A 14,608-nucleotide genomic window follows, 5' to 3' on the forward strand; every position below is an offset into this window, starting at 1 on the left:
GCATCCGACTTCGCTTGAGCAACCGTCGGGCAAGGAGCGGCCATGGCATTAGCCATCATCACCACGCGTGCGGGACTGGGGCTGGATGCGCCGGAAGTCCTGGTCGAGGTCCACCTGTCCAACGGCCTGCCGGGCATGACCCTGGTCGGCCTGCCGGAAACCGCGGTTCGCGAAAGCCGCGAGCGGGTGCGCAGCGCGCTGGTCAATGCCGGCTTCGAATTTCCTACCACCCGGCGTATCACCATCAACCTGGCACCGGCCGACCTGCCCAAGGAGGGCGGGCGCTTCGACCTGCCCATTGCACTGGGCATCCTGGTGGCCTCCGAGCAGATTCCGGCCGCCGCGCTCGAGGGACTGGAGTGTCTCGGCGAGCTGGCCCTCGACGGCCGGCTGCGCCCGGTTACCGGCGTGCTTCCGGCGGCACTGGCGGTCAAGGCGCAGGGGCGCGGCCTGCTGCTCGCGGCGGGCAACGCCGACGAAGCCGCGCTGGCCGGCGACCTGAAGGTCCTGCCCGCCGAGCACCTGTCCCGGGTCGTCGCCCACCTGCTGGGCCAGTCCCCCATCGAGCCGCACCGGGTCACGCCCCCCGCGCTTCCCGAACAACCGCTGGCCGACCTGGCCGACGTGCGTGGCCAGTATCAGGCGCGGCGTGCCCTTGAAGTCGCGGCGGCGGGAGGCCACAACCTGCTTTTTTCCGGCCCGCCGGGGACCGGCAAGACCATGCTCGCCAGCCGCCTGCCGGGGATCCTGCCGCCGCTGTCGTCCGACGAGGCGCTCCAGGTCGCGGCGATCCGCTCGGTGTGCGGGCTCGACCTGCTCGGCCACTGGGGCGAGCGGCCGTTTCGCTCGCCGCATCACACCGCCAGCGGCGTGGCGCTGGTCGGCGGCGGCTCGCGGCCGCGTCCCGGGGAGATCTCGCTGGCCCACCAGGGGGTGCTGTTTCTCGACGAGCTTCCGCAATTCGATCGCAGCGTGCTCGAGGTGATGCGCGAGCCGCTGGAGTCGGGGCAGATCCATATCGCCCGGGCCAGCCAGCAGCGCAGCTTTCCGGCCAGCTTCCAGCTGGTCGCGGCGATGAACCCTTGCCCGTGCGGTCACCTGGGCGATCCGCGCCAGACCTGCGTATGTACCCCGGCCCAGATACAGCGCTACCAGGGGCGACTTTCCGGCCCGCTGCTCGACCGTATCGACCTGCAGGTCGAAGTGCCGGCGATCCCGCCCGACCAGCTCACCGCCGATACCCGCGGCGAAAGCTCCTCGCGCGTCCGCGAGCGGGTACTGGCGGCCCGTGAGCGGCAACGCACGCGCGGCTTTCTCAATGCGCGCCTGCCGGGCCCCGAGCTCGAGGCGGCCTGTGCGCTGGACGGCGCGGAGCGCGCCTGGCTGGCCGACGTCCTGACCCGGCTCAAGCTATCGGCGCGGGCCTATCATCGCGTGCTGCGGGTGGCGCTGACGCTGGCCGACCTGGCCGGCGAGCCGCACCCGGGGCGCAGTCAACTGCTCGAGGCGATCGGCTACCGTCAGCTCGACCGCCTGCGTAGCGGACAGGATCGGCCCGCCACGGCGGGCAGCCCGTAACATCGGCGACGCGCCGACACGACACACGAGGGCCGATGCGGCCCTTCTGCCATTGCGGACTGTCGCCATTCCACTTCTGGAACGACAGCCACGGCCATGCCAAGGAGGCTTGATGCGCAAAGGATGCGGGACTCGATCAGCGGCGAACACGACGCCGGCCGACAGTGACGGGCGGGCCGGGTGATGATCGAACTGCTGGAATCGCTGCCGTTGGCGGCCAGTTGGGGGCTGTTCGGCGCCTGTACGCTGGTCATCGGCGTGCTGGGCACGCGACTGACCCATGTGGTCGACGACCTGGCCGATCGCACCGGCATCGGCGAGGCGATCGCCGGCGCCGTCCTGCTGGGCATGGCGACCTCGCTGTCGGGGATCGTGCTGTCGGTCTCCGCGGCGCTGTCCGACCGGCCCGAGCTGGCGATGAGCAACGCCCTGGGCGGCATCGCCGTACAGACCCTGTTCCTGACCATGGCCGATGTGGTGCATCGGCGTGCCAATCTCGAGCACGCCGCCGCTTCGCTCGGCAATCTGATGCAGGGCGGGCTGTTGCTGTGCCTGCTGTCGCTGCTGCTGGTGGGGCGCTTCTCGCCGGAGTGGACGCTGTGGCAGGTCCACCCCATCACGCCCTTGCTGTTCTGCGGTTACCTGTTCGGCCTGCATCTGGTGCGGCGTGCCGAGAGCAATCCCATGTGGAGCCCGTCACGCACCCACGAGACGCGCCTCGACGAGCCCGACGCGCAAGCCCTGCAGCGCTCGCTGGGCTCGCTGTGGCTGACCTTCGCGCTCATGGCGGCCGTGCTGGGCGTGACCGGCTGGCTGCTCGAGCGCAGCGCCACGGTGATCGCCGAGGAGACCGGGCTCAGCCAGGCGGCGGTGGGCGTGCTGATGACCTCGATCGCCACCTCGCTGCCCGAGCTGGTGACCTCGATCGCCGCCGTGCGGCGTGGCGCGCTGACCCTGGCGGTGGCCGGGATCATCGGCGGCAACGCCTTCGATACCCTGTTCGCGGCGGTCTCGGACATCGCCTACCGGGGCGGCTCGATCTATCATGCGGTGCCCGACCAGGTGTCGCTGTGGATCGCCCTGGCGTTGCTGATGACCGGGATCCTGATGACCGGGCTGATTCGCCGGCAGGAGCAGGGCCCCGGGCATATCGGCTTCGAGAGCGTGGCGATCATCGGCTGCTATGCCGCCGGCGTGGTCATGGTGATATTCGGCGGTCAGTCCGGCTAGGTCCCGGTGATGCAGCGCCGATCCTCAGCGCGGCGACGGGACGCCGTCGCGGATGCGCGCGGCGAAATCCGCGGCGTCATCGGCGGCCCGGGCACGTTCGTTGATATGGCCACGGGCCTTGAGCGCGGCGAACGGCAGGCGGTCGGCCAGGGCGCCGACATCGTAGACGTACTGCGGTAGATAGCCCGACAGCAGCAGCCGGTAGTCCATCGGCAACCCCGCCACGATCCGCGTCATCATGTCATAGACCAGCGTGGTGCAGTTGCTGGTCAGGGTGTTGTAGAAGCGCGGCGACTCGCGCAGCGACTCGGCTTCATCGAGATAGGCGAGCAGCAGCGCGCGCTGGACATCGGGCGGCATCGCCACCCGGTAGAGATACACGTCCTCGCCGCGCACGTTGCTGCGCAGGCGCACGATGTCGCGCTCGTCGGCGGCGATCACCGCAACCTCGTAGGACTTGAAGAAGCCGCCCAGGGTCGAGAAGGCCTCGCCGCGCTCCTTGCGAATCTCCACCGAGAAGCTCAGCTGGCGGCCGTCGGCGAAGCCGAAGCTGACCAGCGTGTGGGCGATCGCCGGACCCATCCAGTAGGACACCAGCAGGTCCACCGAGCGCAGCTGGGCGAGATCGTAGCTGCGGGTTTCCCAGCGCACGGTGTAGCGCTCGGGCGTCTGCCAGTCGAAGTTGCGCACGTCATGCAGCGTCAGCCGGTCGCCGTGGCGCTCGGCGGACACCAGCCGGGCCACCTCGGGGGCCCAGTCGCGCTCGCCGGAGGGGCGGATCGACAGCCACCACAGCCCCAGCGCCAGGAACAGCAGCAGGTAGCCGGCACCCGCCCGCCAGCGCAGCGGCGGCGGCAGGAACAGCGCCACGCAACAGCCCAGCGCGAGCAGGGCCCATAGCGCGGCGGCGGTCAGTCGCAGCCCCTCGGAGCCCGGCAGCCGAAACCACAGCGCCAGGCACGCCCAGGCCGCCGACAGTGCGACGACCAATGCCAGCGCCAGCCGCCCGGCAATCGACAGTAGACAGGGCATGGACATGGCGTTCAGTTGCCGAGCGCGTCGATCAGCGCGTCCAGTCGTCCCGGCTCGAGGGCCGCGGCGAGGGTGCTGATGCGCAGCACATGCCCGAGCGCCGGGTGCGCGGGACGATGGACGAGCGTGCCGTCGTCGAGCAGCCGCCGGTGAATGTCGGCGGCCTGGTCGGCGTCGGCGAGACGCACGGCGATGAAGTTGGTGTCGCTGGGCGGCACGTCGCTGCCCAGGTCGCGCAACCGTGCGGCGAGACGCTCGCGGCGGGCGATGACCATGCCGACGTGGTCGCGGGTCTCGTCGGGATGATCGAGCACGGTTTCGGCGGCGGCCAGCGCCAGCGACGAGACGGCGTAATGGATGCGCACCCGGTTCAGCATGGCCAGGGCCTCGGGCTCGGCGATCGCGTAGCCGATGCGCAGCCCGGCCAGCCCGTGGGCCTTGGAAAACGTGCGCAGGCGGATCACCCCGGGCCATACGGCCCCTGCCGCGGGTGACTCGGCATCGCGGCGAAAATCGTGATAGGCCTCGTCGAGCAGCAGCGTGCAGGTTTCGGGCAGGGCGTCGCGCAGGGCGAGTATCGCGGCATCGTCGTGCAGGTGGCCGCCGGGATTGTCGGGATTGGCCAGGTACACCAGCTGCGCGTTCTCGCGGCTTGCCCGCTCGGCAAGCGCCTGAAGGTCGGGGGCGAGCAGCCCGGGCGCGTCGCGGTAGGCGGTCTCGCTCAGCCGGCAGCCGTGACCCGCGGCGAAATAGCCGAAGGTCGGGTAGGTGCCGGCGCTGGCGATCACCGGATCGCCGGGCCCGCAGGTGGCGCGCAACACCAGTGCGAGCAGGCTATCGGCGCCGGCGTCGACCAGCAGCGATTCGAGTGGCGTGCCCAGCGCCTCGCTCAGGCGTCGGCGGACGCCGAGCGCTTCGGCGTCGCCGTAGGCACGCGCGAGTTCGGCGAATTCGTCGCCGAAGCGCGCCGCCAGCGCCCGGTGCGGCATGTCGAGGCCTTCGTTGGAACCCAGGCGATGCGGAATGTGGCGTCCCAGGCGGCGCTCGAGCGCCTTGAGGCCGGGGAAGGGGTTGGTCGGGCCCTGACGGTCCAGCAGGTGGCGGGCGTAGCGCGGCATGGCGGTTCCTCGATTCTGGCGAACGGATGCACGAACGTGGCGCGGACGAGCGGTCTAGCCGGGCCCATTGTGGCGCTCGGCGCGTGGCCTGACAAAGCGCCGCGGCTCGCTTACAGCGCCGAGGCGTCGAGCGCGCCGGTCAGGGTCTGTTGCCAGCGGGGCGCGGGGTTGCCGGGCCGGCGCAGCGCGAGTTCCAGCCGGTAAGGCAGCAGCCGCCGGTCGGAAAGCGTCAGCGGCGGGCCTTCGGCGACCAGGCGGCTTTCCAGCAACCACTGGTTGTCGGGCGCCTCGCGCGTGGTCCCGTCCGGCGTCCAGTCGAGCACCTGGGGACCCGAGTCGACGGCAAGCAGGGCCCGGGTCAGGGTCTCGCCGAACTGGTCGGGCTCGACGGCCAGCGTGGCGTCGATCTCGGGAGGGGCGAGCAACAGCACGCGATCGCCATCGGGCACCTGCCACACCGGCGCGGCGAGGGTGGCGTCGGCGGCGCGTTCGCCCAGCCCGTAGAGTGCCTGCCGGACGGTCTTGGGCGGGCCCGGGTTGCTCGCGCAGGCACCCAGGGCCAGTGCGATCAGCAGCGCGACCAGCCATTTCGCGGTGCGCATCGAGGGTACGTATCGAGGCATGTTCAGGGCGCCGTGGTGGGTTGACCGGCAGCGGCCGGGGCGTCGTGCAGGTCGGCGAGAAAGCCGTCGAGTTCGTCGAACAGCGGCTCGCGGATGAAGGACGACTCGTTGACCAGGTGGTGGCGCGCCTCGGGATGGCGAACCACCCGCGCCTGCGGGAACTTGCCGGTCAGTACCTCGAGGTTCCACGCCCAGTCGACGGTCAGGTCCTGCTCGCCCTGGAGGATCAGCACCGGCAGATCGCTGGCCGGCAAGGCCAGCATATGGCTCATCCAGCGACGCATCGCGGTGACCCAGGCCAGCGTCAGTCGGTCGGGTTGCAGCGGGTCTTGCTCACGCAGGAAGGCGGCGAAATCGGCGTCGTTGGAGTTGGCCTGGTAGGTACGCGGGATCGAGCGGATGAACGGGCTGGCCAGGCGATGCAGCCAGCTCGACTGCGGCCAGCCCCAGGGACGCACCAGCGGCGCGAGCAGCGCGAGCCCCTGCCAGGGCGATGCCGTGCCGCGGCCCAGTGCATCGGTGGCGAGGATCGCCGCTCCGGTACTCTGGCCGATGCCCACCCACGGATGCGGCGCCAGGCCCTCGTCGGCCAGCTGGCGCTGCAGTGCCTGCAGGCAGGCGCCATAGTCCTTGAAATCGTCGATGGTCGCGCGGGCGCCGCTGGACAGTCCATGGCCCGGCAGGTCCCAAAGCACCACGCGCCAGCCCTGGTCGAGCAGGCGTTCGAGCAGGTGGCGGTAGAGCCCCAGATGATCGAAATAACCGTGTACCACGAATGCCGTGCCGCACGCGTGCTCGGGCGTCCATACCTGCGCCCACAGCCGGTAGCGCTCGGTGTCGACGAAACCGGCGTAAAGGCCGACCCCATGGCTGAGCAGCGGCGCCAGACGGTAGTGCGCCAGGTAATCGCTCAGCGCATGAGGCGGCGAAGCGCTGATCCGTGACAGCGGTCCGAGGGCCTGTAGGGGTTCGAATTGGCTCATTGGACTCCTTGTTGTACGCCTCCATGCTAGTGCCAGCATCGATTGTGAACCAGCCCGGGCAGTGTGTCGCTAACCGATGACGCTGATGAGGGTAAGGCTTGCCCCCTGCGGGCTTTTCTGGACTAATATGTGGAATGAATTTCCACAATCCTTCCATGAGCGCGCTTCGCACCGCGATGGCGGTCATGCAGTGCAGCAGGAGGTAGCTTGCCATGACTCAACGTGTCACTCGCCACCGTCTCCAGGTGGCCGCCGAACTCGACCGCTTCCTCAACGAGGCTGCGCTGCCCGGTAGCGGGGTCGATCCCGAGGCCTTCTGGTCGGGCCTCGATGCGCTGGTTCACGATCTGACACCCAAAAACCGTGAACTGCTCGCCGAACGCGAGCGTCTGCAGGGCGAGCTGGATGCCTGGCACAAGGCGCATCCCGGGCCGGTTCGCGACCTGGCCGCCTACCGCGACTTCCTGGAGCGGATCGGCTACCTGGTCGAGTCGCCGGCCGACGTCGCGGCCACCACCCGCAACGTCGACGATGCCGTCGCCGTGCAGGCCGGCCCGCAGCTGGTGGTGCCGATGAGCAACGCCCGCTACGCCCTCAACGCCGCCAATGCGCGCTGGGGCAGTCTCTACGACGCGCTCTACGGCAGCGACGCGATCGGCGAGGAAGACGGCGCCGAGAAGGGCGGCGGCTACAACCCCAGGCGCGGCGAGAAGGTCATCGGCTACGCCCGTAACGTCCTCGACCAGGCCGCGCCGCTGGCCGAGGGCTCGCATCGCGATGCACAGCGCTACAGCGTCAGCGGCCGTCATCTCGTGGTGACGCTGAAAAACGGGCGCGATGTCGGCCTGAAACGCCCCGACCAGTTCCTCGGCTTTCAGGGCGAGGCCGCCGCGCCGACGGCGATTCTGCTCGCCAACCACGGCCTGCATCTGGAGATCCAGTTCGACGCCGAGCACGCCATCGGCAAGACCGACCCGGCGCATGTCAAGGACGTGGTGCTCGAGGCGGCGGTGACCACCATCATGGACTGCGAGGACTCGGTGGCGGCGGTCGACGCCGAGGACAAGGTCGGCGTCTACGCCAACTGGCTGGGGCTGATGCGCGGCGATCTTACCGAGACCATCGCCAAGGGCGACAAGTCCTTCACCCGCCGCCTCAATCCGGACCGCGAGTACCGCGCGGCCGACGGCAGCGCGCTGAGCCTGCCCGGGCGTTCGCTGCTGTTCGTGCGCAACGTCGGCCATCTGATGACCACCCCGGCGGTGCTCGACGGCGACGGCAACGAGATCCCCGAGGGCATCCTCGACGGCCTGGTGACCAGCCTGATCGCGCTGCACGATCTCAAGCGCGAAGGTGGCAACAGCCGTACCGGCTCGGTCTACATCGTCAAGCCCAAGATGCACGGCCCGCAGGAGGTGGCGTTCGCCAACGAGCTGTTCTCGCGCATCGAGGAGGTGCTGGGGATGGCCCGCGACACGCTGAAGATCGGCATCATGGACGAGGAGCGGCGCACCACCGTCAATCTCAAGGCCTGCATCGACGCGGCGCGCTCGCGGGTGGCCTTCATCAACACCGGCTTCCTCGATCGCACCGGCGACGAAATGCACACCGCCATGGAAGCCGGGCCGATGCTGCGCAAGGGCGACATGAAGGGTGCGGCATGGATCGCCGCCTACGAGAAGAACAACGTCCAGGTAGGGCTGGCCTGCGGCTTGCGCGGGCGCGCCCAGATCGGCAAGGGCATGTGGGCGATGCCCGACAAGATGGCGGCGATGCTCGAGCAGAAGGTCGGCCACCCCAGGGCCGGCGCCAACACCGCCTGGGTGCCGTCGCCGACCGCGGCGGTGCTGCATGCGCTGCATTACCACCAGATCGACGTCGCCGCCATCCAGCAGGAGCTCGAAAGCCGGGGCGAAAGCGACCTGCTCGACGACCTGCTGACGGTGCCGGTGGTCGAATCGGCCGACTGGGCGGCCGACGAGATCCAGCAGGAGCTCGACAACAACTGCCAGGGCATCCTCGGCTACGTGGTGCGCTGGGTCGAGCACGGCGTGGGCTGCTCCAAGGTGCCCGACATCCACGACGTCGGCCTGATGGAGGATCGCGCCACGCTGCGCATTTCCAGCCAGCACATCGCCAACTGGCTGTATCACGGCGTGGTCAGCGAGGCCCAGGTGCGCGAGACCCTGGAACGCATGGCCAGGGTGGTCGACGACCAGAACGCGGGCGACCCGGAGTACACGCCAATGACCGCGCACCTGGCCGACTCCAGCGCCTTCCAGGCTGCCTCGGACCTGATCTTCAAGGGGCGCGAGCAGCCGGCCGGTTACACCGAGCCGCTGCTGCATCACTGGCGCGCGGTGCACAAGGCGAAAGCCTGAGCTTCGGGCTTCGGGCTTCGGGCTTCGGGCTTCGGGCTTCGGGCTTCGGGCTTTGGGCTTCGGGTTTCGAGCCAAGAGCTATCCTGGCGCTCGCGGCTCGCGGCTCGCGGCTCGCGGCTCGCGGCTCGCGGCTCGCGGCTCGCGGTCTGTGCGTCGCGAGTCGCTTGCGCTATCTTGGGCGCAACCGCCGAGCGCCATCGAGCCCGCCAGGAGAGAGCCATGACCGTAATGACCGCCGCCGCCATCGAGGAGTTTCTCGACGAGGTGTTCCCCCACCGTCAGGGCACCATCGAAGGGGTCGACGAGATGCGTGCCACCATGAGCCTGGCGATCGAGGACGAGCATCTGCGTCCCGGCGCCTGCGTCTCGGGGCCGAGCATGATGGCGCTGGCGGATGTCTGCCTGTACGTGGCGATCCTCGCCCAGATCGGCCCCGAGGCGATGGCGGTGACCAGCGATCTGAACTGCCACTTCCTGCGCCGCGCGCGCGGCGATCGCGACCTGATCGCCAATGCCCGGCTGGTCAAGCTGGGCCAGCGCCTGGCGGTGGGCGAGGTCGAGCTGTTCTCGGCCGGCGACGACCAGCCGGTGGCGCTGGTCACGGCGACCTACGTGCTGCCCGACCAGGACGAGGACGATTGATCACGTCTCGGGGCGTGCCCGACCGGCGCAGACCGCCAGCGCCAGCCAGCCGGCCATCAGCAACAGCCCACCCAGCGGCGTGACCGGCCCCAGCCAGCGGGCGCCGGTCACCACCAGCAGGTACAGCGAGCCCGAGAACAGCGCGATCCCCGTGGCCCACAGCGCCAGTACCAGGCGCTGACCGCGCAGCGGCCGGGTCTCGCGCCAGACCAGCACGCCCAGCATTGCCAGGGTATGCCAGGCCTGGTAGCGCACGGCGGTCTCGAAGGCCTCGAGCAGACGTGGCGCGACATGTCCCTGCAGGCCGTGGGCACCGAAGGCGCCGGCGGCCACGCTGATGAATCCGCTCAGCGCGACGCCGATCCAGATGAACCGATGGGGCATGATGGAGTACTCCTGACTACGCTGTTCTAGTGAGACCTGGTGGACGAGGGGGCTGTTCGAAGCCACCGGTTGTCGTCGAGTGTGGGCCTGTTGAAACACGCCCGTGTACCGGCGGGCAGGGCTCGGTTTGGAACCGCACTCCAAGGCTTTCGTCGCTCGGCGTGGCTCGCTATGATGCCGCCGCGTCGGACTGCCTGACGAAGCCGTTCGCTCACCGGCCGACCGCGAAGAGACAACAACAGCCAAGGAGAAATACTGCCATGGAAGCCCTCATGTCGCTCGTCGCGCCGCTGCGCGACAGTATCGAAGCGGTGATGATGCCGGTCAGCGACTTCATCTGGAGCTACATACTGGTCTATCTGCTGCTCGGCGCGGGGCTGCTGTTCACCGTGCTCACCCGCGGCATGCAGTTTCGGCTGTTCGGCCACATGGCGCGGGTCACCGTCTCGGCGCGTGGCGCCGGCGAGGGGGTCAGCGGCTTCCAGGCGTTCGCCACCTCGCTGGCGGCGCGGATCGGCACCGGCAACCTGGCCGGGGTGGCGATCGCCCTGTGGGTCGGTGGCCCCGGGGCGATCTTCTGGATGTGGATGACCGCCCTGGTGGGCTTCGCCACGGCCTTCGTCGAGTCGACTCTGGCGCAGACCTACAAGCATCGCAACGAGGACGGCGTGTTTCGCGGCGGCCCGGCCTATTACATCGAGCGCTGCCTGGGCTGGCGCTGGCTGGGCGCGCTGTTCGCGATCTTCCTGCTGATCGCCTACGGCCTGGCCTTCAACGCCGCCCAGTCCAACACCATCGCCCAGGGCATGAGCGGCGCCTTCGGTATCCCCAACTGGCTGACCGGCATCGTGCTGGTCTGCGTGGTGGCGGTGGTGATCTTCGGCGGCCTCAAGTCGGTGGCGCGTACCGCTGAGATGATCGTGCCGGTGATGGCCATCGCCTACCTGCTGGTCGCGCTGTGGATCCTGTTCGCCAATATCGGCGAGGTGCCGGCGATGCTGGCGCTGATCGTCAAGAGTGCCTTCGGCTTCGGCCCGGCGGTGGGCGGCGCGGCCGGCTACGCGATCAAGGCGGCGATGGAGAACGGCATCAAGCGCGGGCTGTTCTCCAACGAGGCGGGCATGGGCTCGGCGCCCAACGCCGCGGCCCAGGCCACGGTCAAGCATCCCGCCGCGCAGGGGCTGGTGCAGTCGTTCGGGGTGTTCGTCGATACCCTGGTGATCTGCAGCTGCACGGCGGTGGCGATCCTGCTGTCCGGGGTCTACGAAACGCTGCTGAGCAATTCCCCCGGCGACTCGATCGAGGGCATCAAGCTGACCCAGGACGCGATGGCCGATCACCTGGGGACGTTCGGCGAGATCTTCATCGCCATCGCCATTCTGCTGTTCGCCTATACCTCGATCATCGCCAACTTCTCGTTCTCGGCGGTGAACATCGAGTACCTGTTCCGCGGCCACGCCAAGCGGGCGGTGAGCGTGCTGCGCTGGGCGGTCCTGGGGATGACCATGATCGGCGCCCTGGCCGAGCTCGAATTCGTCTGGCATTTCGCCGACCTGGCGATGGGGCTGATGGCGACCACCAACCTGTTCGCGATCCTTATCATGTCGCCGATCGCCATTCGCGTGCTCCAGGACTACGAGCGCCAGCGCCGCGAGGGCATCGCCGAGCCGGTGTTCGACCCCAAGGTGCTCAGAAAGCCCGAGCAGGTCGACAGCGACGTCTGGCCGCCGCGGGACGCCTGACGTCGAGGGTGTTCGCGACGCGGTTTGGCGTTAAAATGACGGTCCGTTCCCACGACGGGCCGTCATTGCTTTGATCATCAGAGGTAGAGGCGCCATGCAGATACAGCTCAATGGACAACGCCACGCTCTCGACGGCGAGCCGACCATCGACGACCTGGTCGCGACGCTGGGCCTGACGGGGCGGCGTATCGCGGTCGAGGTCAACGAAGCGATCGTGCCGCGTAGCCAGCACGCCGCGACCCGGCTGGCCGATGGCGACCGGGTCGAAGTGGTACATGCCATCGGCGGCGGTTGATGGCGGGCAGCGCGACAGCGGCGATGGTCGCAGTCACTATTCTCTCGGAGCCCTTATGAGCGATCTTCAACTCGACCGGCCGTGGCAGGTCGCCGGACGTGCTTTCCATTCCCGGCTGCTGGTCGGCACCGGCAAGTACCGCGATCTCGACGAGACCGCCGCGGCGGTCGCCGCCAGCGGCGCCGAGATCGTCACCTTCGCCGTGCGCCGCACCAACCTGGGGCAGAACGCCGACGAGCCCAACCTGCTCGACGCCGTCTCCCCCGAGCGTTACACGCTGCTGCCCAACACCGCCGGCTGCTACACCGCCAGGGACGCCGTGCGGACCTGCAAATTGGCGCGCGAGCTGCTCGACGGTCACAACCTGGTCAAGCTCGAGGTGCTGGGCGACGACAAGACGCTTTACCCCAACGTGGTCGAGACGCTCAAGGCCGCCGACGAGCTGGTCCGCGACGGCTTCGAGGTGATGGTCTACACCAGCGACGACCCGATCGTCGCCCGCGAACTCGAGGCGCTCGGCTGCAGCGCGGTGATGCCGCTGGGTTCGTTGATCGGCTCGGGGCACGGCCTGCTCAACCCGGCGAACCTGGCGCTGATCGTCGAAAATGCCGGCGTGCCGGTACTGGTCGACGCCGGCATCGGCACCGCCTCCGACGCGGCGCTGGCGATGGAGATGGGCTGTGCCGGGGTGCTGATGAATTCGGCGATCGCTCACGCCCGCCATCCTGTGGTCATGGCCGGGGCCATGAAGAAGGCCATCGAGGCGGGTCGCGAAGCCTTTCTTGCCGAGCGCATGCCGCGGCGCGAGCGCGCCGAGGCCTCGTCTCCCGCCAGCGGGCGGATCAATGCCTGAGCGCACGGCACGTCGCGTCAGAGCGTCCACGTTCGAAGCTTCCCATTCCAACCAACCCAAGTGCGAGTGGCATGACCGATAACCGTTCGAGCGTCGACCCCGGGATTCCAGCATCCGACGAGCCGCGCCCTCAGCGCGGCATCAAGAGCTATGTGCTGCGCGCCGGGCGCATGACCGCTGCCCAGAACCGCGGCCTCGAGGAGGTCTGGCCGCGCCTCGGGCTGCGTGTCGCCGATGGCCCGCTGGATCTCGATGCGCTGTTCGGGCGCCGCGCGCCGCGGGTGGTGGAGATCGGCTTCGGCATGGGCGCCTCGCTGATCGAGCAGGCCGAGACCCACCCGGAAACCGATTTCATCGGTATCGAGGTTCACGCCCCGGGGGTGGGCAAGCTGCTCGACGAGGCCGACAAGCGCGAACTGGCCAACCTTCGGGTGTACCGCGAGGACGCCCTGGAGGTGCTGTCGCAGTGCATTCCCGAGGCCAGCCTCGATGGCCTGCAACTGTTCTTCCCCGACCCCTGGCCGAAGAAGAAACACCACAAGCGGCGCATCGTCCGGCCGGGGTTCGTCGAGCTGGTGCGCACCCGGCTCAAGCCCGGCGGCACGCTGCACATGGCCACCGACTGGCAGGCCTACGCCGAGCATATGGCCGAGGTGATGGCCGCAGCGCCGGGCTATCGCAACACCGCGACCGAGGGCGATTACGTGGTGCGCCCCGGGTTCCGCCCGCTCACCAAGTTCGAGCGGCGCGGCGCGAAGCTCGGTCATGGGGTGTGGGACCTGATCTTCGCCCGCGACTGAGCGACGGCGCGGCTGGCGAGTGTTCAGCAGGCACGCCGGCTGCCGGCGACCGGCGATCGCGTGACGGCTCCCATCAACGCCACGCCGACGCCGGCCGAGGCCAGCAGCATGCCCAGTATCCCCAGCGTTCCCGGCGTGTCGCCGAACATCGCCGCCGCCCAGACCATCGTCACCGGCGGGGTCAGATAAATCAGTGTCGAGGTCAGGTTGACCCCGAAGCGGCGCAGGCAGGCGACGAAGAAGCCGTAACCGCCGAGGCTGGAGAAGAACACCAGCCAGCCGATGGCCGCCAGGGTGGACGTATCCAGCGCCGGAAGCGGCACCCGGCCGTGGCCCTCGATCAGCGCGGCGACCGCGAACACGCCGGTCGCCGCCGCCAACTGGGCGGTCAGGGTGGCATCCATGGCCAGGGCCGTGGGGTAGCGCGCGGCGAGTACGCTGCCCAGCGTCACCGACACGACGGACAGCAGCGGCAGTCCATAGGCCCACAACGCCGCGCCGCCCTGGGCGTTGAAATCGTCGGCGACGCACAGGGCGACCCCCGCGCTGGCGATGGCCATGCCCAGCCAGCGCAGCCCGCCCGAGCGTTCTTTCAGCAGCCGGCTGGCCAGGCACGCCGCAAGTAGCGGCTGCAGCGCGGTGATCAAGGCGGTGACACTGGTGCCTACGCCGGCCTCGATCGCCAGCATCACGCCGAGCAGATACCCGCCCATGGTCAGGCTACCGATCCCCGCCTCGATGAGCAGGTCGCGGCGCGGGGCCGAGCGGGTCCCCGCTATCCGCCACCAGGCGGCAGTCAACAGCGCGGCCGACGCGAAGCGCCAGGCAAACAGCGCCATCGGCGGCAGGGCGGCCTCGGCTGCCAGCCGGCCGCCGATGAATCCCGAGCTCCAGCACACCACGAAGCCCAACGCGACCAGCAAGGACACCAGCGATGTCGCCATGCG

Annotated in this window: 14 protein-coding genes; 8 read left to right on the forward strand and 6 right to left on the reverse strand. The window is 69.3% G+C overall.

The features are described from left to right. Positions 1 to 42: 42 nt before the first annotated feature. Together HR9077_RS16305 and HR9077_RS16310 are read left to right on the forward strand one after the other, a co-directional pair. Positions 43 to 1,578, forward strand: coding sequence for a YifB family Mg chelatase-like AAA ATPase (locus HR9077_RS16305; protein ID WP_136068173.1), 1,536 nt, complete (start codon positions 43 to 45; stop codon positions 1,576 to 1,578). Positions 1,579 to 1,761: 183 nt separating this feature from the next. Then, entirely contained in the window at positions 1,762 to 2,808 is a 1,047-nt protein-coding gene (locus HR9077_RS16310; protein WP_136068175.1) for a sodium:calcium antiporter, read from the forward strand. Between the two features lie 24 nt (positions 2,809 to 2,832). On the opposite strand, the gene HR9077_RS16315 is transcribed toward HR9077_RS16310, so the two are convergent. From HR9077_RS16315 to HR9077_RS16330, 4 genes are all read right to left on the reverse strand, one after another. Further along, entirely contained in the window at positions 2,833 to 3,840 is a 1,008-nt protein-coding gene (locus HR9077_RS16315; RefSeq protein WP_244613309.1) for an Lnb N-terminal periplasmic domain-containing protein, read from the reverse strand. An 11-nt stretch (positions 3,841 to 3,851) separates the two neighbouring features. Beyond that, complete coding sequence (locus HR9077_RS16320; protein WP_136068179.1) at positions 3,852 to 4,958, reverse strand: aminotransferase class I/II-fold pyridoxal phosphate-dependent enzyme; 1,107 nt, start codon at positions 4,956 to 4,958, stop codon at positions 3,852 to 3,854. 110 nt (positions 4,959 to 5,068) lie between these two features. After that, entirely contained in the window at positions 5,069 to 5,581 is a 513-nt protein-coding gene (locus tag HR9077_RS16325; protein WP_136068181.1) for a hypothetical protein, read from the reverse strand. Positions 5,582 to 5,583: 2 nt separating this feature from the next. Beyond that, positions 5,584 to 6,564, reverse strand: coding sequence for an alpha/beta hydrolase (locus tag HR9077_RS16330; RefSeq protein WP_136068183.1), 981 nt, complete (start codon positions 6,562 to 6,564; stop codon positions 5,584 to 5,586). Positions 6,565 to 6,776: 212 nt separating this feature from the next. Here HR9077_RS16330 and HR9077_RS16335 point away from each other — a divergent pair, with 212 nt between their 5' ends. Beyond that, the gene (locus HR9077_RS16335; RefSeq protein ID WP_136068185.1) at positions 6,777 to 8,945 is read left to right on the forward strand and encodes a malate synthase G; all 2,169 of its coding nucleotides are present in this window, start codon (positions 6,777 to 6,779) and stop codon (positions 8,943 to 8,945) included. A 219-nt stretch (positions 8,946 to 9,164) separates the two neighbouring features. Next, positions 9,165 to 9,587, forward strand: a complete 423-nt coding sequence (locus tag HR9077_RS16340; RefSeq protein ID WP_136068187.1) for a PaaI family thioesterase — start codon at positions 9,165 to 9,167, stop codon at positions 9,585 to 9,587. On the opposite strand, the gene HR9077_RS16345 is transcribed toward HR9077_RS16340, so the two are convergent. Beyond that, positions 9,588 to 9,971 (reverse strand): DUF423 domain-containing protein, encoded by a 384-nt coding sequence (locus HR9077_RS16345; protein ID WP_136068189.1) that lies wholly within the window; start codon positions 9,969 to 9,971, stop codon positions 9,588 to 9,590. A gap of 260 nt (positions 9,972 to 10,231) precedes the next feature. Here HR9077_RS16345 and HR9077_RS16350 point away from each other — a divergent pair, with 260 nt between their 5' ends. The 4 genes from HR9077_RS16350 to trmB all read left to right on the forward strand — a co-directional run bounded on the left by HR9077_RS16350 (position 10,232) and on the right by trmB (position 13,661). Then, on the forward strand, positions 10,232 to 11,713 hold the full coding sequence (locus tag HR9077_RS16350; RefSeq protein ID WP_136068191.1) for an alanine/glycine:cation symporter family protein: 1,482 nt from the start codon (positions 10,232 to 10,234) through the stop codon (positions 11,711 to 11,713). 94 nt (positions 11,714 to 11,807) lie between these two features. Continuing rightward, positions 11,808 to 12,008, forward strand: coding sequence for a sulfur carrier protein ThiS (thiS, locus tag HR9077_RS16355; RefSeq protein ID WP_136068193.1), 201 nt, complete (start codon positions 11,808 to 11,810; stop codon positions 12,006 to 12,008). A gap of 55 nt (positions 12,009 to 12,063) precedes the next feature. Then, positions 12,064 to 12,861 carry a thiazole synthase gene (locus HR9077_RS16360; RefSeq protein ID WP_136068195.1) on the forward strand — a complete coding sequence of 266 codons (798 nt, stop codon included), beginning with the start codon at positions 12,064 to 12,066 and terminating at the stop codon, positions 12,859 to 12,861. Between the two features lie 71 nt (positions 12,862 to 12,932). Next, entirely contained in the window at positions 12,933 to 13,661 is a 729-nt protein-coding gene (trmB, locus tag HR9077_RS16365; protein WP_136068197.1) for a tRNA (guanosine(46)-N7)-methyltransferase TrmB, read from the forward strand. Between the two features lie 23 nt (positions 13,662 to 13,684). Here trmB and HR9077_RS16370 read toward each other — a convergent pair whose 3' ends face one another. Next, positions 13,685 to 14,605, reverse strand: coding sequence for a DMT family transporter (locus HR9077_RS16370; protein WP_136068199.1), 921 nt, complete (start codon positions 14,603 to 14,605; stop codon positions 13,685 to 13,687). Between the last annotated feature and the right edge of the window lie 3 nt (positions 14,606 to 14,608).

This window comes from Modicisalibacter radicis, from assembly GCF_900961225.1.
Classification (GTDB): Bacteria; Pseudomonadota; Gammaproteobacteria; order Pseudomonadales; family Halomonadaceae; genus Modicisalibacter.

Excerpts from the sequence above, each read along its gene's own strand:
- HR9077_RS16335 (WP_136068185.1), top strand. The coding sequence starts at position 6,777 with ATGACTCAACGTGTCACTCGCCACCGTCTCCAGGTGGCCGCCGAACTC.
- HR9077_RS16340 (WP_136068187.1), top strand. The coding sequence starts at position 9,165 with ATGACCGTAATGACCGCCGCCGCCATCGAGGAGTTTCTCGACGAGGTG.
- HR9077_RS16350 (WP_136068191.1), top strand. The coding sequence starts at position 10,232 with ATGGAAGCCCTCATGTCGCTCGTCGCGCCGCTGCGCGACAGTATCGAA.
- HR9077_RS16310 (WP_136068175.1), top strand. The coding sequence starts at position 1,762 with ATGATCGAACTGCTGGAATCGCTGCCGTTGGCGGCCAGTTGGGGGCTG.
- HR9077_RS16345 (WP_136068189.1), bottom strand. The coding sequence starts at position 9,971 with ATGCCCCATCGGTTCATCTGGATCGGCGTCGCGCTGAGCGGATTCATC.
- trmB (WP_136068197.1), top strand. The coding sequence starts at position 12,933 with ATGACCGATAACCGTTCGAGCGTCGACCCCGGGATTCCAGCATCCGAC.
- HR9077_RS16370 (WP_136068199.1), bottom strand. The coding sequence starts at position 14,605 with ATGGCGACATCGCTGGTGTCCTTGCTGGTCGCGTTGGGCTTCGTGGTG.
- HR9077_RS16360 (WP_136068195.1), top strand. The coding sequence starts at position 12,064 with ATGAGCGATCTTCAACTCGACCGGCCGTGGCAGGTCGCCGGACGTGCT.
- HR9077_RS16330 (WP_136068183.1), bottom strand. The coding sequence starts at position 6,564 with ATGAGCCAATTCGAACCCCTACAGGCCCTCGGACCGCTGTCACGGATC.
- HR9077_RS16305 (WP_136068173.1), top strand. The coding sequence starts at position 43 with ATGGCATTAGCCATCATCACCACGCGTGCGGGACTGGGGCTGGATGCG.
- HR9077_RS16320 (WP_136068179.1), bottom strand. The coding sequence starts at position 4,958 with ATGCCGCGCTACGCCCGCCACCTGCTGGACCGTCAGGGCCCGACCAAC.
- HR9077_RS16315 (WP_244613309.1), bottom strand. The coding sequence starts at position 3,840 with ATGCCCTGTCTACTGTCGATTGCCGGGCGGCTGGCGCTGGCATTGGTC.
- HR9077_RS16325 (WP_136068181.1), bottom strand. The coding sequence starts at position 5,581 with ATGCCTCGATACGTACCCTCGATGCGCACCGCGAAATGGCTGGTCGCG.
- thiS (WP_136068193.1), top strand. The coding sequence starts at position 11,808 with ATGCAGATACAGCTCAATGGACAACGCCACGCTCTCGACGGCGAGCCG.